General features: G+C 64.8%; 25 protein-coding genes. 15 read left to right on the plus strand and 10 right to left on the minus strand.

Going from position 1 to position 25,818, the window contains the following annotated elements; all coding sequences use genetic code 11:
• Positions 1-53 precede the first annotated feature (53 nt).
• Together BRA1417_RS0124975 and eno are read right to left on the minus strand one after the other, a co-directional pair.
• Positions 54-1,187, minus strand: a complete 1,134-nt coding sequence (locus BRA1417_RS0124975; RefSeq protein WP_027518151.1) for a zinc-binding dehydrogenase — start codon at positions 1,185-1,187, stop codon at positions 54-56.
• A 34-nt stretch (positions 1,188-1,221) separates the two neighbouring features.
• Positions 1,222-2,505 carry a phosphopyruvate hydratase gene (gene eno / locus BRA1417_RS0124980; RefSeq protein ID WP_007590612.1) on the minus strand — a complete coding sequence of 428 codons (1,284 nt, stop codon included), beginning with the start codon at positions 2,503-2,505 and terminating at the stop codon, positions 1,222-1,224.
• 126 nt (positions 2,506-2,631) lie between these two features.
• Here eno and queF point away from each other — a divergent pair, with 126 nt between their 5' ends.
• Positions 2,632-3,108 (plus strand): preQ(1) synthase, encoded by a 477-nt coding sequence (gene queF, locus BRA1417_RS0124985; RefSeq protein WP_027518152.1) that lies wholly within the window; start codon positions 2,632-2,634, stop codon positions 3,106-3,108.
• A 23-nt stretch (positions 3,109-3,131) separates the two neighbouring features.
• On the opposite strand, the gene BRA1417_RS0124990 is transcribed toward queF, so the two are convergent.
• The 3 genes from BRA1417_RS0124990 to BRA1417_RS0125000 all read right to left on the minus strand — a co-directional run bounded on the left by BRA1417_RS0124990 (position 3,132) and on the right by BRA1417_RS0125000 (position 5,652).
• Entirely contained in the window at positions 3,132-4,337 is a 1,206-nt protein-coding gene (locus BRA1417_RS0124990; RefSeq protein WP_027518153.1) for an MFS transporter, read from the minus strand.
• The gene (kdsA, locus tag BRA1417_RS0124995; RefSeq protein WP_027518154.1) at positions 4,337-5,200 is read right to left on the minus strand and encodes a 3-deoxy-8-phosphooctulonate synthase; all 864 of its coding nucleotides are present in this window, start codon (positions 5,198-5,200) and stop codon (positions 4,337-4,339) included. Before kdsA ends, BRA1417_RS0124990 begins: the two co-directional genes overlap by 1 nt.
• Before the next feature lie 125 nt (positions 5,201-5,325).
• Entirely contained in the window at positions 5,326-5,652 is a 327-nt protein-coding gene (locus tag BRA1417_RS0125000) for an NIPSNAP family protein (RefSeq protein WP_007590607.1), read from the minus strand.
• Between the two features lie 197 nt (positions 5,653-5,849).
• Here BRA1417_RS0125000 and BRA1417_RS0125005 point away from each other — a divergent pair, with 197 nt between their 5' ends.
• The 3 genes from BRA1417_RS0125005 (at position 5,850) to BRA1417_RS0125015 (ending at position 8,663) form a co-directional block, all read left to right on the plus strand.
• Positions 5,850-6,524, plus strand: a complete 675-nt coding sequence (locus BRA1417_RS0125005) for a response regulator transcription factor (RefSeq protein WP_027518155.1) — start codon at positions 5,850-5,852, stop codon at positions 6,522-6,524.
• Positions 6,521-7,897 carry a HAMP domain-containing sensor histidine kinase gene (locus BRA1417_RS0125010; protein WP_027518156.1) on the plus strand — a complete coding sequence of 459 codons (1,377 nt, stop codon included), beginning with the start codon at positions 6,521-6,523 and terminating at the stop codon, positions 7,895-7,897. Before BRA1417_RS0125005 ends, BRA1417_RS0125010 begins: the two co-directional genes overlap by 4 nt.
• A 103-nt stretch (positions 7,898-8,000) precedes the next feature.
• Positions 8,001-8,663, plus strand: coding sequence for a class I SAM-dependent methyltransferase (locus BRA1417_RS0125015; protein ID WP_035968783.1), 663 nt, complete (start codon positions 8,001-8,003; stop codon positions 8,661-8,663).
• A 5-nt stretch (positions 8,664-8,668) separates the two neighbouring features.
• Here BRA1417_RS0125015 and BRA1417_RS0125020 read toward each other — a convergent pair whose 3' ends face one another.
• The 3 genes from BRA1417_RS0125020 to tpiA form a co-directional block, all read right to left on the minus strand.
• Complete coding sequence (locus BRA1417_RS0125020) at positions 8,669-10,300, minus strand: CTP synthase (RefSeq protein ID WP_027518158.1); 1,632 nt, start codon at positions 10,298-10,300, stop codon at positions 8,669-8,671.
• Positions 10,301-10,466: 166 nt separating this feature from the next.
• Complete coding sequence (gene secG, locus BRA1417_RS0125025) at positions 10,467-10,853, minus strand: preprotein translocase subunit SecG (RefSeq protein WP_007590603.1); 387 nt, start codon at positions 10,851-10,853, stop codon at positions 10,467-10,469.
• Positions 10,854-10,994: 141 nt separating this feature from the next.
• The gene (gene tpiA, locus BRA1417_RS0125030; protein WP_027518159.1) at positions 10,995-11,750 is read right to left on the minus strand and encodes a triose-phosphate isomerase; all 756 of its coding nucleotides are present in this window, start codon (positions 11,748-11,750) and stop codon (positions 10,995-10,997) included.
• Between the two features lie 223 nt (positions 11,751-11,973).
• On the opposite strand from tpiA, the gene BRA1417_RS0125035 reads away from it, so the two are divergent.
• The 4 genes from BRA1417_RS0125035 to moaC are packed head-to-tail and all read left to right on the plus strand — an operon-like array spanning position 11,974 to position 16,267.
• Complete coding sequence (locus tag BRA1417_RS0125035; protein WP_027518160.1) at positions 11,974-13,872, plus strand: peptidylprolyl isomerase; 1,899 nt, start codon at positions 11,974-11,976, stop codon at positions 13,870-13,872.
• A 14-nt stretch (positions 13,873-13,886) separates the two neighbouring features.
• On the plus strand, positions 13,887-14,900 hold the full coding sequence (trpD, locus tag BRA1417_RS0125040) for an anthranilate phosphoribosyltransferase (protein ID WP_027518161.1): 1,014 nt from the start codon (positions 13,887-13,889) through the stop codon (positions 14,898-14,900).
• 7 nt (positions 14,901-14,907) lie between these two features.
• Entirely contained in the window at positions 14,908-15,729 is an 822-nt protein-coding gene (trpC, locus tag BRA1417_RS0125045; protein WP_027518162.1) for an indole-3-glycerol phosphate synthase TrpC, read from the plus strand.
• Position 15,730: 1 nt separating this feature from the next.
• Positions 15,731-16,267, plus strand: a complete 537-nt coding sequence (moaC, locus tag BRA1417_RS0125050) for a cyclic pyranopterin monophosphate synthase MoaC (protein WP_027518163.1) — start codon at positions 15,731-15,733, stop codon at positions 16,265-16,267.
• 9 nt (positions 16,268-16,276) lie between these two features.
• Here moaC and BRA1417_RS43000 read toward each other — a convergent pair whose 3' ends face one another.
• Entirely contained in the window at positions 16,277-16,390 is a 114-nt protein-coding gene (locus tag BRA1417_RS43000; protein ID WP_084462509.1) for a Flp family type IVb pilin, read from the minus strand.
• Positions 16,391-16,532: 142 nt separating this feature from the next.
• On the opposite strand from BRA1417_RS43000, the gene BRA1417_RS0125055 reads away from it, so the two are divergent.
• Positions 16,533-19,265, plus strand: a complete 2,733-nt coding sequence (locus BRA1417_RS0125055; protein WP_027518164.1) for an EAL domain-containing protein — start codon at positions 16,533-16,535, stop codon at positions 19,263-19,265.
• Positions 19,266-19,293: 28 nt separating this feature from the next.
• Positions 19,294-19,416 (plus strand): hypothetical protein, encoded by a 123-nt coding sequence (locus BRA1417_RS46050; RefSeq protein ID WP_256379193.1) that lies wholly within the window; start codon positions 19,294-19,296, stop codon positions 19,414-19,416.
• Between the two features lie 76 nt (positions 19,417-19,492).
• Here BRA1417_RS46050 and BRA1417_RS0125065 read toward each other — a convergent pair whose 3' ends face one another.
• Positions 19,493-20,830 carry a S41 family peptidase gene (locus BRA1417_RS0125065; protein ID WP_027518165.1) on the minus strand — a complete coding sequence of 446 codons (1,338 nt, stop codon included), beginning with the start codon at positions 20,828-20,830 and terminating at the stop codon, positions 19,493-19,495.
• A gap of 306 nt (positions 20,831-21,136) precedes the next feature.
• Here BRA1417_RS0125065 and BRA1417_RS0125070 point away from each other — a divergent pair, with 306 nt between their 5' ends.
• The 5 genes from BRA1417_RS0125070 (at position 21,137) to lexA (ending at position 25,588) form a co-directional block, all read left to right on the plus strand.
• Positions 21,137-22,270 (plus strand): alpha-hydroxy acid oxidase, encoded by a 1,134-nt coding sequence (locus BRA1417_RS0125070; protein WP_027518166.1) that lies wholly within the window; start codon positions 21,137-21,139, stop codon positions 22,268-22,270.
• A gap of 8 nt (positions 22,271-22,278) precedes the next feature.
• Complete coding sequence (locus tag BRA1417_RS0125075; RefSeq protein WP_027518167.1) at positions 22,279-22,911, plus strand: HAD family phosphatase; 633 nt, start codon at positions 22,279-22,281, stop codon at positions 22,909-22,911.
• Positions 22,912-23,081: 170 nt separating this feature from the next.
• Positions 23,082-23,273 (plus strand): hypothetical protein, encoded by a 192-nt coding sequence (locus BRA1417_RS0125080; protein WP_027518168.1) that lies wholly within the window; start codon positions 23,082-23,084, stop codon positions 23,271-23,273.
• 226 nt (positions 23,274-23,499) lie between these two features.
• A complete protein-coding gene (gene glp, locus BRA1417_RS0125085; protein ID WP_027518169.1) occupies positions 23,500-24,711 on the plus strand; it encodes a gephyrin-like molybdotransferase Glp in 1,212 nt (403 codons plus the stop codon).
• Between the two features lie 175 nt (positions 24,712-24,886).
• Complete coding sequence (gene lexA, locus BRA1417_RS0125090; protein WP_027518170.1) at positions 24,887-25,588, plus strand: transcriptional repressor LexA; 702 nt, start codon at positions 24,887-24,889, stop codon at positions 25,586-25,588.
• Positions 25,589-25,818 lie beyond the last annotated feature (230 nt).

Here is a 25,818-nt window from a genome sequence, read left to right on the forward strand (position 1 = left end):
CTTCGCTCAGAAGGCAAGACCTTCTTTTGGTGACGTGCCGTCGCACATCACGATTATTTATTTGGGTTGATGAGGAATTTTTCGCCGGTAGCGCGTTTGGCATAAACCGCGATGTTGGCGGGATCGAGCGCCTCCGAAAGCGACACCACCTTGGTGTAGTGGCTGGCAAACGTGGTCTTCAGTTCGTCGACCACGCGCTGGCGCAACCTGGCCCCGTCCGCCTGCCCAATCTTCATCAGAAACGGAAACAGCAGCCAGCCGCCGACGCCCCAGGCCATGCCGAAGCCGCGCGGCAGCTCAATCGGGCGGACATCGAGCGCGCCATAGACGTAGACCTGCTTGTGCACGTTGGAGCCGTAGCGGCTGTATTCCTTCGCGGTCTTGTTGATCGCAACTTCCATGCAGTTGAGGATGTCACCGGCGAGCTTGCCGCCGCCGATAGCGTCGAAGGCGATGGTGGCGCCGGTCTCGACCAGCGCGTTGGTGAGATCGCCGAGGAAGCTCGGCGCGGTGGAATCGACGACGTATTTGGCGCCGATCTTGTGCAGGATGTCGGCCTGCTCCTTGCTGCGGACGATGTTGACCAGCGGGATGCCGTCCTTGATGCAGATCTTGTTCAGCATCTGGCCGAGATTGGATGCGGCCGCGGTGTGCACCAGTGCCTTGTGACCCTCGCGTCGCATGGTCTCGGTCATGCCGAGCGCGGTCAGCGGATTGACGAAACAGGAGGCACCTTCGGCCGGCGTGGTGCCTTCCGGCAGCGGCAGGCACTCGCGCACTTTCAACGTGCGATACTGGGTGTACATCGCCCCGCCGATCATCGCGACGGTCTTGCCCATCAGCGCCTTCGCGGCATCCGACGAGCCGGTCCTGATCACAACGCCTGCGCCTTCGTTACCGACCGGCATGGACTCGTCGAGCCGGCCTGCCATCGCCCGCATCGCGCCTTCCGGCACCTTCGCGGTGATGACGGGAGCGCCCTTGTCGCCGGAAGCCTTTGCCGTGCTCATATCAGCTGCGCCGATCAGGAGCCCGAGGTCGGACGGATTGATCGGCGCTGCCTCGACGCGGACGACGACCTCGTCCGCGGCGGGTTCGGGGGTCGGCACGTCGAGCAGCGAGATCTCGAGCTCACCGCTCTTTTTGATCAGCGAACGCAGTTGCAGGCCGTTTTTGCCGTCGCTCATGTCGATCCTCCCCTGTCCTTGTCCAAGCGCTGGCTTATGCCAGCGCCTTCAGTGCCGCCTTGCCGCCGTAGAGCGCCTGCTTGCCGAGCTGCTGCTCGATGCGCAGGAGCTGGTTGTATTTGGCGGTGCGATCGGAGCGTGCAAGGGAGCCGGTCTTGATCTGTCCGCAATTGGTGGCGACCGCGAGGTCGGCGATGGTGGAATCCTCGGTCTCGCCGGAGCGGTGCGACATCACCGAGGTGTAGCCGGCCTTGTGCGCCATCTCGACGGCGGCGAGCGTCTCGGTCAGCGTGCCGATCTGGTTGACCTTGATCAGGATCGAGTTGGCCCGTCCGGCCTTGATGCCTTCGGCGAGGCGCTTGACGTTAGTGACGAAGAGATCGTCGCCGACGAGCTGGCACTTCTTGCCGACAAGGTCGGTCAGCTCCTTCCAGCCGTCCATGTCGTCTTCCGACATGCCGTCCTCGATGGTCACGATCGGATAGCGCGAGACGAGATCAGCAAGATACTTGGCCTGCTCGGAGATCGAGCGGGTCTTGCCCTCGCCTTCGTAGACGTACTTGCCGTCCTTGAAGAACTCGGTCGAGGCGCAGTCGAGGCCGATGACAATGTCGGAGCCCGCCTTGTAGCCGGCCTTGCCGATCGCGTTCATGACGAATTCGAGCGCGGCGTCCGCCGACGGCAGGTTCGGGGCAAAGCCGCCCTCGTCGCCGACATTGGTGTTGTGGCCGGCCTTCTTCAATTCGGACTTCAGGGTGTGGAACACCTCCGCGCCATAGCGCAGGCCCTCGGCGAAGGAGGATGCGCCCACGGGAAGGATCATGAACTCCTGGAAGTCGATCGGATTGTCGGCGTGCATGCCGCCATTGATGATGTTCATCATCGGCACCGGCAGCAGCCGCGCCGAGGTGCCGCCGACGTAACGGTAGAGCGGCATGTCGAGCGAGTTCGCGGCCGCCTTGGCGCAGGCGAGCGACACGCCGAGGATGGCATTTGCGCCCAGCCGGCTCTTGTTCGGCGTGCCGTCGAGGTCGATCATGATCTGGTCGAGCTGGGCCTGCTGCTCGACATCGAGGCCGCTCAGCGCCTCGAAGATCTCGCCGTTGACGGCGCCGACCGCCTTGGTGACGCCCTTGCCGAGATAACGGGCCTTGTCGCCGTCGCGCAGTTCCACCGCCTCATGGGCGCCGGTGGAGGCGCCAGACGGCACGGCAGCACGGCCAAGCGCGCCATCTTCCAGCACGACGTCGACCTCGACGGTGGGATTGCCACGGCTATCGAGAATTTCGCGGCCGATGATGTCGATGATGGCGGTCATGAGAGCCTCTTTTCGGGGACCAAAGGGGGCAGTTGGCGGTGCTTCTACCGCAATGCGTCGAAGTGGAAAAGGCCGGGTGACGGCCGCGTCGCGATTGGCTAAGAGGGCCGCTACGGAGGCGGCCTGATGTCGAAAAAACCCAGCAAATCGAACAACTCCCCTGCTTTGCAGCTTGGCCGCGCCGTCGAATGGCCGGATACGCCCGAGAAGGCGAAACTCGACCGCGTGCCCAATCCGCAAGGAGGCACCGATTATCTGGTCCGTTTCACCGTGCCGGAATTCACCTCGCTCTGCCCGGTCACGGGACAGCCGGATTTCGCACATCTGATGATCGACTACGCGCCCGGCCAATGGCTGCTGGAGTCGAAGTCGCTGAAACTCTACATCGCGAGCTTCCGCAATCACGGCGCCTTCCACGAGGACTGCACCGTAATGATCGGCAAGCGCATCGCGAGCGAGATCAAGCCGAAGTTCTTGCGCATCGGCGGCTACTGGTATCCGCGCGGCGGCATCCCGATCGACGTGTTCTGGCAGACCGGCCGCGCGCCGAAGGGATTGTGGGTGCCGGAACAGGGCGTCGCGCCCTATCGCGGGCGGGGCTGAGCTCTCTCTCTCGTGTCCAGGCCTCAGCGCGCGTCCGATGGCGCCCGCTGCTTCAACAGCCGGGCACACACGAAACCGAGCGCGACCATGATCGCGGCGCTCGCGAACAGGGTCGGCATCTTGCCGCCATGCTGGAGGCCAAGGCCATAGGCGAGTGGCCCGACCGTCTGCCCCATGAAGAAGAAGAACGAATGCAGCGACAGCGCGGTCGCGCGTGCTTCGACCGAGAGCTCGCTGGCAAACATCTGAAGGCAGCCATGGGCGATGTAGAAGCCCCACCCCATCACAATGAGATTGAGTGCCTGCACTTCCCAGCGCAGGCCGAAGGCGACGACAACCAGTTGCGAGGCCACCAGCGTCATCCCCGCGATCATCATTCGCTTCATTCCCAGCCATGGCAGCAGGCGCGACACGGTCAGCGTGTAGAACAAGCCGCCGACCGCAAAGCCCGCGATGACGACGCCCGCGATCGAGAGCGAGGTCTGACCGAGCTCGAACAGGAACGAAGCGATGTAGGGAAACAGGCCGAGCACGCAGCAGCCTTCGATGAACACCGCCGCATAACAGACATAGGCGTTCGGGTTTGTGAAGATGGTGCGATAGCCCGCCTTCAGCGCCGACAGGCTCGTCTTCGGCGGATGCTTGACCTTGGCGCCACGAAAACCGGCGGCGACCGCGATCGACGCAACGATCACGAGCACGCCGAGCACCGCCAGCACGCCGCGCCAGCCGAGGAAATCGCCGATCAGGCCGGAGGCCGAGGCGCCGAGCAGATTGCCCGTCATCGCGCCGGCGAGCGTGCGGCTGATCGCAACTTGGCGCTTCTCCGGACCGACGAGATCACTGGTCAGGCTGAGCGCCACCGGAAACACGCCGCCGGAGCCGATGCCGGCGAGGATACGGGTCGCGAACAGAACCGAGAACGAGGTCGAGAGCGAGCCGAGGATGTTGGCAAGGCCGAGCAGCGCGAGGCAGCCGATCATCAGCCGCGTCTTGCCGAACAGATCGGCGGCGGCGCCGACGATCGGCTGGATGATCGAGAAGGTGAAGGCGAACACCGCGGCAAAGCCTGCAGCGGTCGCGATGCTGACGCCAAAGTCCTCGGCGACGTGCGGCAGCACAGGATCGAGCGCGCGCGCCGAGAGCGCCGCGGCAAAGCTTGCACCGGAGATGACGTAAAGCGCGGCCGGCAGGCCGTGATCGTGCGGCCGCGCTGCGCCTTGCTGCATCAGCGCGGATCGGCTTTGGCCGAATCTTTGGCGAGCGCGTCGAACGCCATCAGCTTTCGGATCAGAGCCTCGAACTCACGCAGCGGCACCATGTTGGGTCCGTCGGACGGCGCCCTGTCAGGGTCGGGATGCGTCTCGATGAAGACACCGGCAACACCGACAGCGACGGCTGCGCGTGCGAGCACAGGCACGAATTCGCGCTCGCCTCCGGACGACGTCCCCTTCCCGCCCGGCTGTTGCACCGAATGAGTAGCGTCGAAGATCACGGGTGCGCCGGTGGTCCGCGCCAGGATCGGCAAGGCGCGCATGTCGGAGACCAGCGTGTTGTAGCCGAAGGACGCTCCGCGTTCAGTGACGAGCACGTTGGGATTGTTCGCGCTCGTGATCTTGGACACGACATTGGCCATGTCCCAGGGCGCGAGAAACTGGCCCTTCTTGACATTGACGACCTTGCCGGTCGCGGCGGCCGCCAGCAGCAGATCGGTCTGGCGACACAGGAAGGCCGGGATCTGCAGGACGTCCACCGCCTGCGCCACCTCGGCGCACTGCGCGGCGTCATGCACGTCGGTCAGGACCGGCAGGCCGAGCGACCATCGGATTTCGGCGAAGATCGGCAGCGATTGCGCAAGTCCCAGTCCACGCGCAGCCGACGCGCTGGTGCGATTGGCCTTGTCGAACGAGGTCTTGTAGACGAGGCCGATCTGCAGCCGCGCGGCTATCTCCTTCAGCGCGGAGGCCACCTCGAGCGCATGCTGGCGGCTTTCGAGCTGACACGGCCCGGCAATGATCGAGATCGGCAGATCATTGCCGAATTTGACCTCGCCAATGGTGACGACCGGCGCCGCTGACGTCGAAGAGCTCAAGGCAAATCCCTCGTTTCGGCGCGACCATAGCCGCGATGAAGGGCGGATCAACCCCATTCGGCCTGGGCTCCCAGAATATCAGGGTTGCGCCCAGGCTCTCGGCGACGCCCTCGCGCCGGCCGCCGCTACTTCACCGCCGAGAAGGCGGTCGGCGCCAGAATCTGGCTGACGATGTTGCCGACGATCTGGCCGTCCGCCTCGCTCTCGGCGCGCCCTTTCATCCAGTCCGGATCGGTCATGAAGGCGGCCCACTTCTTCTCGCGCTCGGCGAGCGACTCCCAGGCCAGGAAATAGGTCAGCTCCTGGTTGGATTCACCGATCAGGGTCGTGAAAAACCCGGCCTGCCTGATGCCGTGCTTTTCCCAAACCTTCAGCGTGACGGTCTCGAATCGCTTGAGCAGTGCCGGCAGGCGGCCGGGCACGCAACGATAGATGCGCATTTCGTAGATCATTCTTGTTCCTCCCTGATCAGGTCCGGCGGTTATATCGGCTGGCCCTGACGGTGTCTTGAGGCCCGCTCTGCCGGCCCCGGTGGCGTTCCGCGCATGGCTGGGGTCCGGTCAAGCCGCTTCATCGAGAGCCGGTTCCCGCAATGCTTCCGCAATGATACGGCCGCTAGATTGGCGCGATTGAGGTTGAGGTGCGGATCATGCGGATTTTGCTCGTCGAGGACGAGGCCGAAATGGCCGACGCGCTGGCGTCGGCGCTGAAGCGCTACGACATGGTCGTGGACCACGCCCCCACGCTCGCCGAGGCGGAAGAGGCCATTTCTGCCGACGTCCACGCCGCCGTCCTGCTCGATCGCCAGCTTCCCGATGGCGACGGTCTCACCCTGATCCCGAAACTGCGGGCGCGCGCCGACGGCGTGCCGATCATCGTGTTGACGGCGCGCGGCGAACTCGCCGACCGCGTCGCCGGACTGGACTGCGGGGCGGATGATTATCTGGCGAAACCGTTCGCGGTGGAGGAATTGCTGGCGCGGTTGCGCGCCGTGCTGCGCCGGCCCGCCGGGCTGCAGCCCGACATCATGCACGCCGGCCGCCTCGCCTTCGATTTCGGCCATCGCGAGGCAAGCATCGACGGGGCTCCGCTCGAGCTGCCACGGCGCGAACTCCTCGTGCTGGAAGCCCTGGTCCGTCGCATGGGCCGAACCGTGCTGCGCTCGGCATTGGAAGAAGCCGTCTACAGTTTCGACGACGAGATCCAGTCGAATGCGCTCGATACGCATGTGTCGCGCCTGCGCCGCAAACTCTCGGAAGCCGATGCGCGCGTGGAGATCCATGGCATCCGTGGCGTCGGCTATCTCCTGAAGAAGCTGCCATGAGCAAGCACCACGATCCCTATTGCCTGCGCTCGCGGCTGAGCTGGCGCCTGCTGTCGCTCCAGGCAGTGCTGCTCACGGCGCTCGTTGCCGTCATCGTCGGGGCGTTGAGCGTGTCGGGGTTCGTGCTCGCCGGGCGCGACGAAGATCGCGTGATCGAAATCGTCCAGCGCGCGCTCGCACGCGACGCGCAAGGCGACCTGGTCCTGCGGTCGACGACCGAGCTGAAACAATTGCGCAGCGAGACCCCCGATCTCTGGTTCCTGGTCCGCGATAGGCAGGGACATTCGCTCAGCGAAGGCGCCGTGCCGGCCGAATTCGCCGCCATCGGCAGCGGCCTCGACCAGATCAGCCAGGCCCGGCTCGGTTGGCAGCTGTTCGAGGACGATCCGCGCAAGCCTCCGGCGCGGCTGAAGCGGGTCGACACCGATGCCGGCAATGTGCAAATCATCACGGCGACGCAAGGCAAGCTCACCGGCGCCAAAGCGTTGTTCATGACATCGCTTGCATTGCTCGGCATCGCGCTGCCCGGCCTGCTTCTCATGGGGACGGCGACGTTCATCGCGACGCCAATGATCGTGCGGCGCGCCTTCGAGGCGCTCGATGCGACGGCGGACCAGGCGCGGCGCATCGACATCCATCAACGTGGAGCGCGGCTGTCGCTGGACCGGATTCCGTTGGAGGTCGTGCCGCTCGTGACCGCGGTCAACGACGCGCTGGCGCGGCTAGACCAGGGCTATGCCCGCCACAAGCGTTTCGTCGCCGATGCCGCACACGAGTTGCGCACGCCGATCGCAATCCTGAACACGCGGCTGGAGTCGCTTCCGGCGGGGCCGGACAAGACCCGGTTACTGGAGGATTCCGCGCGGCTGGCAACGCTTGCCGAGCAATTGCTGGACATTCAGCGGCTCGACCGCTGCGGCCATCCCTTCACGCGCGTCGACCTCGTCGCAATCGCGCAAAGCGCGGCCGCAGATCTTGCGCCGCTGGCCATTGCCGCCGGCTACGAGCTGGCGCTCGACGCCCCCGGCACGCCGGTCGAAACGATCGGCGATGCGGCGGCGCTGGAGCGCGCGCTCACCAACCTCGTGCAGAATGCGATCCAGCACGGCCCTCGCCGCGGCACCATCGGCATTCGTGTCAGCAGGCCCGCGAGCATCGAGGTCACGGACGAAGGCGCCGGCATTCCGGCCGATCAGCGCGAACAGATATTCGAGCCGTTCTACCGGCTGACACCGCTCGATCGCGGTGCCGGCCTCGGCCTCAACATGGTGCGCGAGATCGTGCTCCTGCATGGCGGCCACATCTCCGTCGCGGACGGAGCGATCGGCGGCGCGTGCTTCAGGATGTCACTGCCACCCGTCCGGGAGAATTGACGCAATCGGCATGCGGCCCGCAATGCTGTCGCAATGCACTCGAGCGATTGTTCGGCCGCCTCACCTCTGACCTGCGAGGCGCAACCAAGATGCCGGAGTGCGCATGCCCAACGATTTCCTCTCATTCTTCCTGTCATGGATGTCAGCCCCGCGCCGTGTCGGCGCGATCGCGCCGTCAGGCGCAGCGCTCGCCGATCTGATTACGCGCGAGATCGATGCGGCGACGGGGCCGATCCTCGAGCTTGGACCGGGCACTGGCGCGTTCACCTACAAGCTGCTCAAACGCGGCGTGCGTCAGCAGGACCTCACGCTTGTCGAATACGGCTCCGACTTCATGAAACTGCTCCAGATGCGTTTCCCCAACGCGCGCGTCTTGTGGATGGATGCGGGGCGGCTGGCAACTGAGCGCCTCTATGACGGCGCGCCCGTCGGCGCGGTCGTGAGCGGCCTGCCGCTGCTCAACATGTCGACGCGCAAGGTGGTTTCGATCGTCGGTGGCGCGTTCAGTCATGTCCGCCCCGGCGGCGCCTTCTACCAGTTCACCTACGGTATGAGTTGCCCGATCCCGCGGCCCGTGCTCGATCGGCTGGGCTTGCGCGCAAAGCTGGTGGATCGTGCCCTGCTGAACGTGCCGCCGGCCGCCGTCTACAAGCTGACGCGCCGGCCGCAGATGAAGCTTGTCACGGGGTCGCTTGCGCCTAATACGTCCACGCCGGTCTCGGCGGAGCCAATGCATCTCGCGCGTGACTGCACCGCCACGCCCTGAGCCGATTACACCAACCGGCTCTGCACCATCGCCGCGCGAATGAACGACGCGAACAGCGGATGCGGCTCGAAGGGGCGCGACTTCAGTTCGGGATGGAACTGGACGCCGATGAACCAGGGGTGATCCTCGTACTCGACGATCTCCGGCAGCACGCCGTCGGGCGACAGGCCCGAGAATTTCAGCCCGTGCTGCTCGAGGCGGTCCTTGTAGGCGGTGTTGACCTCGTAGCGATGGCGGTGGCGCTCGGAAATCTCGGTCGCGCCGCCATAGACCTCGGAGACGCGGCTGCCGCGATTGAGCGCCGCGGGATAGGCACCCAAGCGCATCGTGCCGCCGAGGTCGCCGGCGTTGGTGCGCTTCTCGAGCTCGTTGCCGCGCAGCCATTCCGTCATCAGGCCGACCAGGGGCTCCTTGGTCGGGCCGAACTCGGTGGAGTTGGCCTCCTCGATCCCGACGAGATTCCGCGCGGCCTCGATTACCGCCATCTGCATGCCGAAGCAGATGCCGAAATACGGCACGTCGCGCTCGCGCGCGAACTGCGCCGCGCGGATCTTGCCTTCGGCGCCGCGCTGGCCGAAGCCGCCGGGCACCAGAATGCCGTTGACGTGTTCGAGGAACGGCGCGGGATCTTCCTTCTCGAAGATCTCACTTTCGATCCAGTCGAGATTGACCTTCACCTTGTTGGCGATGCCGCCATGCGAGAGCGCCTCGATCAGCGACTTATACGCATCCTTCATGCCGGTGTATTTGCCGACGATGGCGATGGTGACGTCGCCCTCGGGATTGCGGATGCGCTCGTTGATCTGCTGCCAGCTGCGCAGCTCCGGTGGAATCCGCGAGCCGATGCCGAAGGCGGCAAGCACTTCGTCGTCGAGGCCTGCGGCGTGGTAAGCCTGAGGGACAGCGTAGATGCTGTCGGCGTCGCGCGCCTCGATGACGGCGCTCTCGCGCACGTTACAGAACAGCCCGAGCTTGCGCCGTTCCTCCTTCGGGATCTCGCGATCGGTACGGCAGAGCAGGATGTCCGGCTGGATGCCGATCGAGCGCAGCTCCTTGACGGAGTGCTGCGTCGGCTTTGTCTTCAGCTCACCGGCGCTCGGGATATACGGCAGCAGCGTCAGATGAATGTAGATGGCGTGATCGCGCGGCAGCTCGTTCTTGAGCTGGCGGATCGCCTCGAAGAACGGCAGGCCCTCGATGTCGCCGACGGTGCCGCCGATCTCGACCAGCACGAAGTCGTAATCGTCGTTGCCGTCGAGGACGAAATCCTTAATGGCGTTGGTGACATGCGGAACCACCTGGATGGTGGCGCCGAGATAATCGCCGCGCCGCTCCTTGGAGATGATGTCCTGGTAGATGCGCCCGGTCGTGATGTTGTCGGCCTTGGTCGCCGGCCGCCCGGTGAAGCGCTCATAGTGACCGAGATCGAGGTCGGTCTCCGCGCCGTCATCGGTCACGAACACTTCGCCGTGCTGATACGGCGACATCGTTCCGGGATCGAGATTGAGATAGGGATCGAGCTTGCGGAGGCGGACCTTGTAGCCCCGGGCTTGCAACAGGGCACCGAGTGCCGCTGAAGCCAGACCCTTGCCGAGCGAAGAAACCACGCCGCCGGTGATGAATATGTACCGCGCCATGGGGCTTAACCTCTAATCCCTCGAACTCGATTCGCCAAAGCGATTCGTATTCCGCCCCAAACATTCTGCGGGGCTGTGGGTGAGCCAGAACTGAGAGTGGTGACAGAGCCTTGATGGGGATTGTTGATGCAGGACGGTAGAAGCCACCCTGCATGGCCCCCCTGCTTTATTGCGAACGTGGGACCTGCGGGCCGCTCGGTGCCGGAGCCTGCTGCTGCTCGTCGGCCTTCTTCAGCGAATCCAGGATACCGCCCGAGGTCGGTGGCGCGATCGGTCCACCACCGGCCGGCTGGGTCTGCGACGCCGGCGCGCCGATGATTGACGACGGCTTGCGGTCGTAGCCGGCATACCAAGACAGGAACAGGCTGGTGAGAAAGAAGCCGACGGCCAGGATCGCGGTGGTCCGCGTCAGAAGGTTCGCGGTGCCGCGGCTCGACATGAAACCTGCGCCACCTCCCATGCCCAGGCCGCCGCCTTCCGACTTCTGGAGCAGGACGGCGCCGATCATGACGGTGACAATCATGAGGTGAATGACGATGACAACGGTCTGCATAGTGTCCTTCCGTCACAAGCCGACAGCGCCGAGACGGCGGCCAATCGTGCTTCGCGGGGTTTTCCTGAAGTTGCGCGGTGTTACACGATCGGACGGGTCATTGCCACCCCCGATCGGCCGGGTTCTAAGGTTTGAAGTTAGCTAGGGACAGCCCTGCGCAATCGCAAGGAAATCGACCGCCTTCAGGCTGGCCCCGCCGACCAGCGCGCCATTGACGTTCTTCACGGCCATCAGCTCGGCGGCGTTCGAGGGCTTGACCGAGCCGCCATAGAGGATGCGCATCCGGGCGCCGTCGGCCTTGAACCTGGAGGTCAGAAACTCCCGGATAAAGCCATGAATCTGCTCGACATCTCCGGACGTCGGGGTCAGGCCGGTGCCGATTGCCCATACCGGCTCATAGGCCACGACCAGATTTGCCGCAGTGGAGCCGTCCGGCAGCGAGCCGTTGAGCTGGCCGCGCAGGATATCCAGGGTCTGGCCCGCATCGCGCTGCGCTTGCGTCTCGCCGATGCAGACGATCGCCGTCACCCCGGCGCGCCAGGCGGCCTCGGCCTTCTGCCGGATCAGAGCATCGCCCTCACCATGGTCGGCGCGGCGCTCGGAATGGCCGACGATGATCGCGGTCGCACCCGAATCCGCCAGCATTTCGGCGGCGATATCGCCGGTATGGGCGCCGGAGGCCTTGGGGTGGCAATCCTGGGCCCCCACCGCGATCTTCTTGCCGCGTGCTTTCTCGGCAAAGGCAGCGATCAGCGTCGCCGGCGGGCAAACCAGCAGGTCGGCTTTGCCGGCCACCTCTGCCGCGCCATTGAGCATGGCGTCGAATTCGGCAGTCGAGGCCTTCAGGCCGTTCATTTTCCAGTTGCCGGCGATCAGGGGGCGGATGGCATCGGTCATGTCAAATTCCAGCAAAATTTGGTTTGCGCATGCGCTAGCAGAGGTCCCGTGGCAGTTCCAGAGACCAGGGGCTTTTAACCGCAGGGATCGAAAGCCTGCTAGACCCGAGGTTGCGGGGGGAAAGCCACCACTTTATGATGATTGATCAATTTGGTGACGCGCTTTTGCGGAATCTGCATTAAGACGCGCTCCCGTTCCCCTCCTGCCAAACAAGTTGGACCAAATGCTTCGAGGAATGCGCAAGGCCTCATCAAACTGGCTCGGCAAGACCATTATGGCCGTTGTGATGGGCGTGCTGATCATCAGCTTCGGCGTTTGGGGCATTGCCGACATCTTCAAGGGCTTCGGGCAATCCACCGTGGCCAAGGTCGGCGGCACCGAGATTTCGTTGAACGAGTTCCGTCAGATTTACACCGATCGCCTCCAGCAGATCAGCCGCCAGTTCGGCCGGCCACTGTCGCCTGAACAGGCGCGCGCCTTCGGCCTCGACCGTCAGGTGCTGCAGCAGACGATCGCGGAAGCCGCCCTCGACGAAGAGGCGCGCCGGCTCGGGCTCGGCCAGTCCGACGACCAGATCCGCCAGCTCATCATGAACGACCCGAACTTCAAGGGCGTCGGCGGCAACTTCGATCCGAACCGCTTCCAGTCCGTGATCCGCAACTTCGGCTATACCGAGCAGCGCTACGTCTCGGAACAGCGAAAGGTCTCGCTGCGTCGGCAGATCACCGGCACGATCGGTGCTGGCCTCGAGCCGCCGAAGGCGATGCTCGACGTGCTGACGCGCTTCCAGAACGAGCAGCGCGCCATTGAATTCGTCAGGCTCGACGCGGCCCAGGCAGGCACCATCGACGCGCCATCGCCCGAGGCGCTCGCCGCCTATTTCGAGGATCACAAGGTCCAGTTCCGGGCGCCCGAATATCGCAAGATCGCGTTCGTCGTGGTCTCGCCGGAGGAGATCGGCAAGTGGAGCGAGGTGTCGGACGAGGATGCCAAGAAAACGTTCGAACAGCGCAAGGACCGGCTCGGCACGCCGGAGAAGCGCCAGATCCAGCAAATCGTATTTCCCAACGCCGCCGAGGCGCAGGCCGCACGCGAGCGGCTCACCAGCGGGACGTCGTTCGAGGACCTCGGCAAGGAGCGCGGACTGAGCGCGTCCGACGTCGATCTCGGGCTCGTGACCAAATCCTCGCTCGATCCTGCGGTTGGAGATGCCGTTTTCGCGCTTCCCTCCGGTGAAATCAGCCAGCCGATCCAGGGCCGTCTCGGCACGTCGATCGTGAAGGTCGAAAAGATCGAGCCGGGCACTGAGGCGAACTACGCCAGCGTTGCCGCCGACATCAAGCGCGAGATCGCCACCGAGCGTGCGCGCGTCAAGGTCGCCGATCTCCGCGACAAGATGGAAGACGAACGCGGCGGCGGTGCCAGCGTGATCGATGCGGCACAGAAGCTCGGCCTCACCGCCGTGACCATCGACGCCGTCGACCGTTCCGGCCGCGCCCCGAACGGCCAGCCGGTCTCCGGCATTCCGCAGGGCCTCGACGTGGTGTCGCAGGCCTTCAACACCGATGTGGGCGTCGACAACGACTCGATCTCTTTCAAGGGCGGCTATGTCTGGTATGACGTGCTTGCCATCACGCCGTCGCGCGATCGCAATCTCGACGAGGTCCGCGACCAGGTCGAGGCGCGCTGGCGTCAGGACCAGATCGCGACCAAGCTGAAGGCCAAGGCGACCGAGGTGGTGCAGAAGCTCGAATCTGGCGGCAAGCTCGCCGACGAAGCAGCCGCGATCGGCGCCAAGGTCGAGACCGCCACCGGCTTCAAGCGGGACGACTCGCCCGCCAGCGTGCCCGCAACCGTCGTGTCAGCCGCCTTCCGTGTCGCCAAAGACGGCGTCGGGCAGACGGCAGTGACCGGCGGCACCGAGGTGATCGTGTTCCGCGTCACCGAGATCGTCGATCCCACGGTCGATGCCGCTTCCGAGGCGGTCAAGAAGCTGAAGGACAGTCTCGACCGCGCGCAGACCGAGGAGCAGGTCGCTTCCTACGTCAACAAGCTTGAAACCGACATCGGGACCACCATTAATCAGGCCGCCTTCGCGCAGGTGACCGGCGCGAACCAGTAAGTTGAAAGCACGCGATGGACGACCTGAAATCGATCATTGGAAAAGTGGCGACCGGCGCCAGCCTGTCGCGTGACGAAGCGGCTTCCGCCTTCGACGCCGTGATGTCCGGCGAGGCCACGCCCTCGCAAATGGGCGGCCTGCTGATGGCGCTGCGGGTGCGCGGCGAGACCGTGGACGAGATCACCGGCGCGGTCGCGGCAATGCGCTCCAAGATGCTCACGGTCGATGCGCCCACCGACGCCGTCGACATTGTCGGCACCGGCGGCGACGGCTCCGGCTCGGTCAATGTCTCGACCTGCGCCTCCTTCATCGTTTCGGGCGCCGGTCTGCCAGTGGCCAAACACGGCAACCGCGCACTGTCGTCGCGCTCCGGCGCCGCCGACGTGCTGGCTTCGCTCGGGGTGAAGATCGATCTGAGGCCGGAGCAGGTCGGCCGCTGCATACGCGAATGCGGCATCGGCTTCATGTTCGCCCCCGCCCATCATCCCGCCATGAAGAACGTCGGCCCGACCCGGGTGGAGCTTGCGACACGCACGATCTTCAACCTGCTCGGCCCCTTGTCCAATCCGGCGGGCGTGAAGCGACAGATGGTCGGCGTGTTCTCCCGGCAATGGGTGCAGCCGCTGGCGCAAGTGCTCAAGAACCTAGGCTCCGAATCCGCCTGGGTCGTGCACGGTTCCGATGGCCTCGACGAAATCACCCTCACCGGCCCGACCTTCGTCTCCGCGCTCCACAACGGCGAGATCCGGAATTTCGAGGTGACGCCGGAGGACGCGGGCCTGCCGCGCTGCGAGGCCGGTGCACTCAAAGGCGGCGACGCCGACGCCAACGCTATCGCCTTGCAAGGCGTGCTCGACGGCAAGCCGAGCCCCTACCGTGACGTCGCGCTGATCAACGCCGCTGCCGCATTGGTCGTGGCGGGGCGAGCCAAGGACCTCAAGGAAGGCGTCGTGATCGGCGCAAAATCACTCGACAGCGGCGCGGCGAGCGCGCGGCTGAAACATTTGATCGCGGTCTCGAACGGCTGAGCCTGACATGTCGGACATCTTGACCAAGATCGAAACCTACAAGCGCGAGGAAATCGCGGCGGCCAAGCGCGCGCAGCCGCTGTCGGCGGTAGAGGCGAAGGCCAAGGCGCAAGCAGCACCGCGCGGCTTCCTCCGCGCGATCGAGGCCAAGCACGCCGATGGCGACTACGCGCTGATCGCGGAGGTCAAGAAGGCCTCGCCCTCAAAGGGCCTGATCCGCGCCGATTTCGATCCGCCGCTGCTCGCAAGGGCTTATGAGGCCGGCGGTGCTGCCTGCCTGTCGGTGCTGACGGACACGCCCTCGTTCGAGGGCCATCTCGACTTCATGGTGGCGGCCCGCGCGGCAACGTCACTGCCGGTGCTGCGCAAGGATTTCATGTTCGAGACCTATCAGGTGGCGGAGGCCCGCGCGCACGGCGCCGACTGCATCCTGATCATCATGGCGGCGCTCGATGACGCCACGGCAAAAGAGCTCGAGGATGCCGCCATCGCCTATGGCATGGACGTGCTGATCGAGATTCACGACCGCGCCGAGCTTGACCGCGCGCTGAAGCTGCGTTCGCCGATGATCGGCGTCAACAATCGCAATTTACGCACCTTCGAAACCACGCTTGCGACCAGCGAAACATTGGCGCCGCTGATCCCCCGGGATCGGCTGATGGTCGGCGAGAGCGGCATCTTCACGCCCGCCGATCTCGCCCGGCTCGAGCGCGTCGGCATGTCGACCTTCCTGGTCGGCGAGAGCCTGATGCGGCAAGCCGACGTTACCGCTGCGACGCGTACACTGCTGGCGCGCGAGACGACGGCGCGCGCGACGGGCACGCGCTGATATGGCCCGCAAGCCGACCGCGACGAAACCAGCCAAGTCCGAGTCCAAGACCAAGACCAAGACCGGCCCTGCCCTCACCCATATCGGCGCCTCCGGCGAGGCGCGGATGGTTGACGTGTCGGACAAGCCTGCGAGCGAGCGGCTCGCGGTCGCGGAAGGACGCGTCGTCATGACCAGGGCGACGCTTGACCTGATCGTGTCCGGCAACGCCAAGAAGGGCGACGTGCTCGGCACCGCCCGCATCGCAGGCATCATGGCCGCCAAGCGTACCTCGGAGCTGATCCCGCTCTGCCATCCGCTCGCGCTGTCGAAGGTGACGGTCGAGATCGAGCCCGACGCAACGCTGCCGGGCTGCCTCGTCCGCGCCAGCGTGAAGGTCACGGGCCCAACCGGCGTCGAGATGGAAGCGCTCACCGCGGTCTCGGTCGCCTGCCTCACCATCTACGACATGATCAAGGCGGTGGAACGCGGCGTGCGCATCGAAGGCATCCACGTGGTCGAGAAGCTCGGCGGCAAGTCCGGACATTACCGCGTCTGATTGCCGCTGCTACTTCAGCGAAGCGCTGATCGACCCGAATTTTGAATTGAGCTTGCCGCCCAGGCCGTTCACCACGGTGATGATCGCAAGCGCGATGCCGGCGGCGATCAGGCCATACTCGATCGCATATTGATTGCTTTTGTGAGCGCCTGTTCACGGCGCATTAACCCAGCTTGCTAACTTCGCCTCCACTCCGTTCCCGTAAACCAACGGATGTTTTCGGGGTCAAGAATTGACCCTGACGTGTGCACGACAACGATCGATCATGATGACGGGATTCGGCAGTCGCCTTTTTGACCAGGCCTTCGTGCGCAGCGGACCGATCCGCTGGCTGGTGGTGGGCGGCACGCTGCTGATCGCTGCGATTGCCGTCGGCGCGACGCTGATGGCGCAGAATTTCCGCGAACGTGCGCTGCGCAGTTCCGGCCGCGAGCTGGAAAACACCGTGCTGATGCTGGCCCATCATTTCGACCAGCAATTGCAGGATTTCGCGGTCATCCAGAAGGATTTCGTCGACTACGTCCGCGCGAGCGGCATCACCAGTGCGGCGGACTATCGCAAGCGCCTCTCCGGCCAGGACCTCCACCGGATGTTGCGCTCGAAGATCGAGGCACTGCCCTACATAGGCGGCGTCAATATCATCGATGCCGAAGGCAATCTGATCAATTCGTCGACGGCATGGCCGGCTCCGAACGTGAACGTTGCCGATCGCGCCTATTTCCAGACCTTCCGGTACGATCCCGACGCTCCCGACGTCCTGATCGAGCCACTTTACAGTCGCATCTCCGGCGCCTGGACTATCCTGATCGTGCGCAAGATCGTCGCACCGAACGGCGAATTCATGGGTGCGGTCGGACGCGGCATCGAGCCGGCAAATTTCGAAAAATTCTTCGAGTCAGCCGTGCTCGGCGAAAGCACGACGATCTCGATGCTGCACCGGGACGGCACGATGCTCGCCCGTTATCCCCATTCCAGCGAATTGATGGGACGGAATTTCAAGAACGGTCCGTTCGCGCATCAACGGGTTTTCGGGCTCGACCATTTTACCGGCCGCTTCATGAGCCCCGTCGACGGCGAGGACCGGCTGATTTCCTCACACGCCCTGCCTCACTTCCCGATCCTGATGATGGCCACCACGACGCGCGCGACGGCCCTGACGGACTGGCGCGAGCAGATCGGCATCCTGATCTCAGTCGCCGCCTCTTCCGCGCTCGCCATCGCGGGCGTGCTGATCGCGATCGTACGCAAGCTCCTGGAGCAGCATCGTCTTTCGCGGGAACGGCTGACGCTGGAGAAGCAGCGTCTCGACCGCGCTGTCAACAACATGACCCAGGGTCTGCTGCTGTTCGACGCCTCGCAGCAGCTCGTGATCTGCAATCAGCGCTACATCGAGATGTACGGGCTGTCGGCCGAAGTCGTGAGACCCGGCTGCAGCTTTCACGATATCATCGCGCATCGCAGAGCCACCGGCTCGTTCACCGGCGATGTGGACCAATATGTCGCGCGGGTCCTGCGTGACATCCATGTGCGCAATTCCATGGTGGTCGAGACCTCCGACGGTCGCTCGATCCAGATCGTCAACGAACCGCTCACGGACGGCGGCTGGGTGGCGACGCATGAGGACATCACGGAGCGCCGGCGTATCGAGGAGCGCATCACCCATCTCGCTCACTACGACGCGCTGACCGACCTGCCCAACCGCACCCTGTTCCACGAGCATCTGCGTCAGGAACTCGATCTAGTCGCCGGCGGCGAACAACTCGCGGTGCACTACATTGACATCGACGAATTCAAAGGCGTCAACGACGCGCTCGGGCATCTCGTCGGCGACGAACTCCTGAAGTCGGTCGCACAGAGCCTCCGCCGGTGTGCGGGTCCGGCGGACTTCGTGGCGCGCCTCGGCGGCGACGAATTTGCCATCGTCCAGAGCGCGGTGACATCGCTGGATCAGGTCAACGAGCTCGTCGCGCGGGTATTCGAGGCTATCCGCGCGCCGTTCGACTGCATGGGACATCATCTTGCCACTGACGCCAGCATCGGCATCGCGCTGGCGCCGCAACATGGAACGGCGCTGGACCAGATCCTGAAGAACGCGGATATGGCGATGTACGCCGCCAAAGCGGCAGGGCGCCGCACCTATCGCTTTTTCGAGCCGGACATGGACGCCAAGATCCACGAGCGGCGGCAGCTCGAGATCGATCTGCGCCACGCCATCGCCCAAGGCGGGCGCGAAGGCGGCCTCGAAGTTTATTACCAGCCATGCCTCAGCCTTAAGGACGACCGCATCACCGGCTGCGAGGCGCTGGTGCGCTGGCGCCATCCCGAACGCGGCATGGTCTCGCCGGCCGAGTTCATTCCGATCGCCGAGGACACCGGCCTGATCAACGAGATCGGCGAATGGGTGCTGGCGACCGCCTGCCGGGACGCGGCGAACTGGCCCGACGACATTCGCCTCGCTGTCAACGTCTCGCCGGTCCAGTTCAAGAGCGGCACGCTGGCGCTGAAAATCATGGCGGCGCTTGCCGCCTCCAATTTGCCGGCGAGCCGGCTCGAGCTCGAGATCACCGAGGCGGTGCTGATCCGCGACGACGACACGGCGCTTGCGATCCTGCATCAACTCCGCGCCATCGGCGTCCGCATCGCGCTGGACGATTTCGGCACCGGCTACTCCTCGCTGAGCTATCTGCACCGCTTCCCGTTCGACAAGATCAAGATCGACCGCTGCTTCGTCAACGACATCGCCGGCCCCGACGGCTCCGCCAGCATCGTGCAGGCCGTCGTCAATCTCGCGGCCGCCCGCCGCATGACCACCACGGCCGAGGGCGTCGAGACCGAGGAGCAGCAGCGGCTGCTGCGCGCACTCGGCTGCTCCGAGATGCAGGGCTATCTGTTCAGCGCCGCAAAGCCCGCCGACAAGGTGCTGGAGCTGTTCGCAGCTCATCGCAGCCGTCTCGCCCAGCGCAATGGCAACGAAGGCCGCCGCCGCGAGGCAAGCTAGGGCCAGGATCCGCCCGCCCAGCTTGACGGTGAGATCAGACCAAAGTGTCCATCCCGGCGACGAGGTGCTGGTCGAGCGCGACCGCGCCCGCCGCTGGGCCGAGCGCGACGGCTGCTACGAGGCCACCTTCGCGGCCATGAACCCGAGCTGACGCAGCATCCCGAAACAAGATCGCCCGGGAACGGCTATCCGCTCCCGGGCGATCAATACCTTACCGTCGCGAGCGCCTAGTTCGGCACCGCAGCCTTCGGCGCCGGCTTGGCGGCGACCGCATTTCCGGTTTGGCCGTGCAGGAAGTCGTAGGCCGTATGCAGGGCCTTGTCGTCTTTCGCTTCCGGCGGGACATAGGACTGCGACCCGGTCTGCTCGGTGCCATCGGCCGCCTGGAGATGGCCGCGCATCTGGGACTCCGCCATGGTGTCCATCCGGCCCTTCAGCTCGGGCGGCACGTCCTGGAGGATTTCGATGTCGGGCGCGATGCCCTGGGCCTGGATCGAGCGGCCCGAGGGCGTGTAGTAGCGCGCCGTGGTCAGCGCCAGCGCGCCGTTGCCGGTGCCGAGCGGAATGATGGTCTGCACCGAGCCCTTCCCGAACGAGCGGGTGCCGATCAGCGTCGCGCGCTTGTGGTCATGCAGCGCGCCGGCCACGATCTCAGAGGCCGAGGCCGAGCCGCCATTGACGAGAACCACCAGCGGCTTGCCCTTGGTGAGGTCGCCACCACGCGCGGTGAAGCGCTGGGTCTCTTCCGGATTGCGGCCGCGGGTCGAGACGACCTCGCCACGCTGCAGGAACGCGCTCGACACCGACACGGCCTGGTCGAGCAATCCGCCCGGATTGTTGCGAAGGTCCATCACGTAGCCGACCAGCTTCTCCGGCGGAACGTCCTTGGAGATCGATGCGATCGCCTTCTTCAGGCCATCGGTGGTCTGCTCGTTGAACGAGGTGACGCGGATATAGCCGATATCGCCGTTCTCGACATGGAAGCGCACGGGGCGCACATGGATGATCTCGCGCTTGATCGCGACGTCGAGCGGGGCGTCGGCCCCCTTGCGCACGATCGTGAGCTTGGTCTGGGTCTCGACCGGCCCCTTCATCTTGTTGACGGCCTGCTCGAGCGTCATGCCCTGCACGGCATCGCCGTCGATCTTGCTGATCAGGTCGCCCGACATGATGCCGGCCTTGGAGGCCGGCGTGTCGTCGATCGGCGAGACGACCTTGACCAGCCCCTCCTCCATCGTGACCTCGATGCCGAGCCCGCCGAACTCGCCGGAGGTGGTCTCCTGCATCTCGGTCCAGGCCTTGTCGTTCATGTAGCGCGAGTGCGGATCGAGCGAGGTCACCATGCCGGTGATCGCGCCTTCGATCAGCTTGGCATTGTCCGGCTTCTCGACGTAGCTCGCCTTCACCCGCTCGAACACTTCGCCGAACAAATTGAGCTTGGAATAGGCGTCATCCGCGCTCGCTGCCGCCCGTGCCGCCCACACGCCGCCGTGCGGACTGGCTACCAGAAGGGTCAGACACGCTCCGGTGAGCGCGCCCAGTGGAAACAGCAGGGTTTTCCGCATGGATAGGCTGGCCTTTTTGCTTCGCGGTTCGGTGGGGCTGGAGAGCCGCCATGCAAATGGCGATCCAGCCTGCTTCTCACAATACCATTCTGGTTTCTTCAAGGCCGGGATGCCACGCCGGCGGGTACACCGTAAAAATCGCTTCGTCCGGACCTAAACTTTCGGCAACGTTGCAGGACCCGGTTCGTGCGCAGCGGGGGTCGGCCGGCCGGCCCACGCCTCGCAGCCATGCCATTTTAGGATGGTTTTGGCGCCCCGGACGGGTTAGGCGATGAGGGAAGGCTTCAAATTCTCGGGAGGATAACAATGAACGAAGCACCCCGCATCCAACCGGACAGGAACGTCGAGCTCGGCGCCAGCACCGAGCCGTTCCAGAATCTGCATGAATTCATCCGGAAAGCCCGCGCCAACCTCAACCAGAATGCCTGGGATTATATCGTCGGCGCGGCCGAGACCGAGACCACGATGCGTCGCAACCGCATGGCGCTGGACGAGATCGCCTTCCGCCCGCGCGTGCTGCGCGATGTCCGCAAGGTCACCGGCGCGGTCGAGCAGTTCGGCCGCAAGATGCGCCTGCCGGTGGTGCTCGCTCCCGTCGGCGCGCTCGAGATCTTCGACCCGGATGGTGCCGCGAGCGTGGCACGCGCCTGCGGCACTTTCGGTGCGGCGCACATGCTCAGTTCGGTGTCCGAGCCCGGCCTCGAGAAGACCGCCGAAGCTGCACCCGACGCGCTGCGCCTTTACCAGCTCTACGTGCGCGGCGACGACGCCTTCGTCGCCGACGTCGTCAGCCGGGCCGAGAAGAACGCCTATGCCGCCTTCTGCCTGACCGTCGATACCGCTCATTACAGCCGCCGCGAACGTGATATCGCCAAGCGATACGTTCGCGAGAGCCGCCTGCGCGCCACCGGCGGCGATTACCAGAAGGGTCTGGAGTGGCGGACGGTGAAGATGATCAAGGACAAGTTCAAGATCCCGCTGATCCTCAAGGGCATCGCGACGCCAGAGGACGCGCTGATCGCGATCGATCACGGCGTCGAATGGATCTACGTCTCCAACCACGGCGGCCGTCAGCTCGATCATGGTCGCGGCGCCATGCACGTGCTGCCCGAGATCGTCGAGGCCGTGAACGGCCGCGCCAAGATCATGGTCGATGGCGGCGTCTGTCGCGGCACCGACATCGTCAAGGCGATCGCGGCGGGCGCCGACCTCGTCGGCATCGGCCGGCTGCAATGCTGGGCGCTGGCGGCGGCCGGCGAAGCCGGGGTGGCCCGCATGCTGGAGCTGCTCGAGGACGAAGTGCTGCGCTGCCTCGGCCTCCTGGGTGCGACCTCGTTCGCCGAGGTTAACAAATCCTGCCTGCACCAGGCGACCGCAACCAACGCGCCGAGCGTGTTCAGCGCGTTTCCGCTGTTCGACCACGAGCCATATCGATACTGAGCGAAAGGATGCAGGTGACACCGCTCTCTCCCGGCAGCGCGGATGCGCTTCTGTTCGATCTCGGCCGCGTCGTGCTCGATATCGATTTCTCCAAGGCGATCGCCTGCTGGGCGGGACATGCCGGCTGCCAGCCCGAATCCATCGTCGCGCGCTATGTGCGCGACAGCGAAGCCTATCGGTTGCACGAGATGGGGAAGATCAGCGATGAGGATTATTTCGCCTCATTGCGAGCATCGCTCGGAATCGGCATTTCGGACGCGCAGTTCCTGGAAGGCTGGAACGCGATCTTCGCCGGCGAAATGCCTGACGTCGCCGAGCTGCTGCCGCGGGCAGCGAAGCAGATGCCGCTCTACGCTTTCTCCAATACCAACCGGCCGCACGTGGACCATTTCTCGCGGGAATATGCCGACCTCCTCGGCCATTTCCGCGAGCTGTATTTGTCGTCCAGCATTGGCCTGCGCAAACCGGATGCGGAGGCCTTCGACCACGTCGTTGGGGCGATCGGTGTACCCGCCCGGCGCATCGTGTTCTTCGACGATCTTGCCGAAAATATCGAGGGAGCGCGCGCGCGCGGCTTGACGGCGGTGCATGTGACCTCGCCACGTGACGTCGGGAACGCATTGAAGGCATTGGGCATCTGACGACGAGGCGTCGTCGCGAAACCCTTGGAGGCACGGCCCAACGGGAACAATTTTGAAAAAAATTGAGGAACCCAATCACTTTGTGCATTTTTATACAGAGTTCCCGGAACGGAATACCGCCTTCCGGACTCTTAGAGTCCGTTGGGACTTCTACGGACGGATGCATCATCGTGCTGGGCAAAACCTACCTCACCAAGCAGGCCTCTCTTCTTCTTGAATTCGCGAGGACAACTTCAGATTCGGACCTTTCCGCCAAGCTTGTGAGCAAGGCCGCCGACCTGAAATCCCAGGCCGATCCGCTGCCCGATAAGGATCAGGGACCCAAGGCGCCCGACGTAACTCCCGGGCAGCCAGGGAGCTGATCGATCCAGGCCCGGGGCGCTCGTCGTTCTCGCCCTTCCATGACCAGTCTCCTGCCGATCTGTCGGGCTCTTCGGATCATGCCACGACGCGCGTAATCCTGCCTTCCGGAACTATGTGAAGCGGCGGGATGACTGCGCGCGCTCAGCCGTTTTTGCCTCTGCGCCCGCGCTCGGCTAGAAGACGTGCGGAACATTCGCCCGAACGTGCCGAGCAGGAGTTTTCGCCGTGGCCTTGATGCCGGTTTCCGACGCGCTCGCCGCGGTGCTGGCGGGTGCAGAGCCGCTGCCGGAAGAAATGATTTCCCTCGACGAGGCCTACCATCGCGTGCTCGCGCGTGACGTCGCGGCTAGGCGCACGCAGCCGCCGCAGGCGATGTCGGCGATGGACGGCTACGCGGTGCGCGCGGCCGATGCCGCGACGATCGATTCGGAGCTCACCGTCATCGGCGAAGTCGCGGCGGGCCGACCGTTCGCGGGGACGGTCGGCGCCGGCGAGGCCGTGCGGATCTTCACCGGCGGCGTCGTTCCCGGTGGCGCGGACGCCGTCGTGATCCAGGAGGACACGGTCGCCGCCGGCAAGCGCATCACGATCAAGGAAGCCGCGATCGCCGGACGGCACATCCGTCCCGCCGGCGTCGATTTCCGCGAGGGCGACGTGCTCCTGCGCAAGGGAAGTCGTCTCACCGAGCGCGACCTCGCGCTCGCCGCCGGGATGAACCATCCGCACCTTGCCGTTTTCAGGCGTCCGAAGGTCGCCATTCTCGCCACCGGCGACGAGCTGGTGATGCCGGGCACCACCCCCGGCCACGGCCAGATCGTCTATTCCAACGGCTACGCCCTGCACGCGCTCGCCCGCAGCGAGGGCGCCGAGACCATCGACCTCGGGATTGCCGCCGACACGCTGGAAGCGACCACCGCCGGCATCCGCCGCGCCCGTGAGAGCGGCGCCGACATCCTGATCACGACCGGCGGCGCATCGGTCGGCGACCACGATCTGGTCCAGCAGGCACTGCGGGACGAAGGCATCGCAATGGCGTTCTGGAAGATCGCAATGCGGCCAGGCAAGCCGATGATGCACGGGCGGCTCGGCGCAATGGGTGTGATCGGCCTGCCGGGCAATCCCGTGTCGTCCTACGTCTGCGCTTTCCTGTTCATGGTGCCGCTGATTCGCGCCCTGTCGGGCCGTTCAGTGATTCACCATCGCCGTGAACGCGCCGTGCTCGGCCGCGAAATCGGCGCCAACGACCAGCGCGAGGACTATCTGCGCGCGCATCTGGACGAGCGTGACGACGGCACACGCATCGTTCTTCCCGTCGATCATCAGGACTCTTCGCTGCTTGCGAATCTCGCTGCAGCACAGGTACTTCTCGTGCGCGCACCGTTCGCGCCGAAGGCCGAGACCGGCGCGGCTTGCGAAGTGTTGCGACTCCCCGTCTGAGCGCCCGGCCAAGCGCGTTCCGCCAACTTTGCTCCGTTCACGGTAAATTAAGCAGTTGCGGAACATGTATCGAACATATAGTGTCCGTTCATGATTTGTTTCGAGCATGTAGCGGCTTATTGCCGAATTCAGCGTCTCGGAATCGGACGACATCAACCGGGGGACTTTGGTCGAGATGTTAACGCGCAAACAATACGAGCTTCTGCGGTTCATCAGTGAACGTCTGAAGGAAAGCGGCGTGCCGCCCTCCTTCGACGAGATGAAGGATGCGCTCGACCTGCGCTCGAAGTCGGGCATCCATCGCCTGATCACGGCGCTCGAGGAGCGTGGCTTCATCCGACGCCTGCCCAACCGCGCCCGTGCAATTGAAGTCATCAAGCTGCCGGAGCTCCAGGCAGCCGCTGGCAGCCGCCGCGGCTTCACGCCGAGCGTCATCGAGGGCAATCTCGGCAAGGTGCGTGCGAGCTCCAGCCTTTCCGCGGACGAGGGCGAACGTCCCGTCGCGGTGCCGGTGATGGGCCGCATCGCGGCCGGCACGCCGATCGAGGCGTTGCAGACCCGCAGCCATACGATCAGCGTACCGCCTGACATGCTCGGCTCCGGAGAACATTACGCGCTCGAAGTGCGCGGTGATTCCATGGTCGAGGCCGGCATCCTCGACGGCGACATGGCGCTGATCCAGCGCAACGAGAGCGCCGATACCGGCGACATCGTGGTGGCGCTGATCGACGACGAGGAAGCGACGCTGAAGCGCTTCCGCCGCCGCGGCGCCTCGATCGCGCTCGAGCCCGCCAACGCAGCCTATGAGGTCCGCATCCTGCCGCCCAACCGGGTGAAGATTCAGGGCAAGCTGATCGGGCTTTACCGGAAGTACTGATACCGGGAGTACTTGATACAGGAGTGCTTCATACGGGAAGTACTTCATGCCGGCTATCGCCGGTCAGAGATAGAGCGGATCATCGTCCGCTCCGGCTGGATAGTCTTTCTGGTTCTGCACAGACTATCCGGCCCTTCGTCCGGCGCTGGCTCCTCGCGACGCCCAGGAAACAGCACCGCTTCGCGGCTCGCGTATTCGCGGAAACAGCGGCCAGCGATTAAATTCGCACG

The sequence above is a fragment of the Bradyrhizobium sp. WSM1417 genome (genome assembly GCF_000515415.1).
In the GTDB taxonomy this organism is placed as follows: domain Bacteria; phylum Pseudomonadota; class Alphaproteobacteria; order Rhizobiales; family Xanthobacteraceae; genus Bradyrhizobium.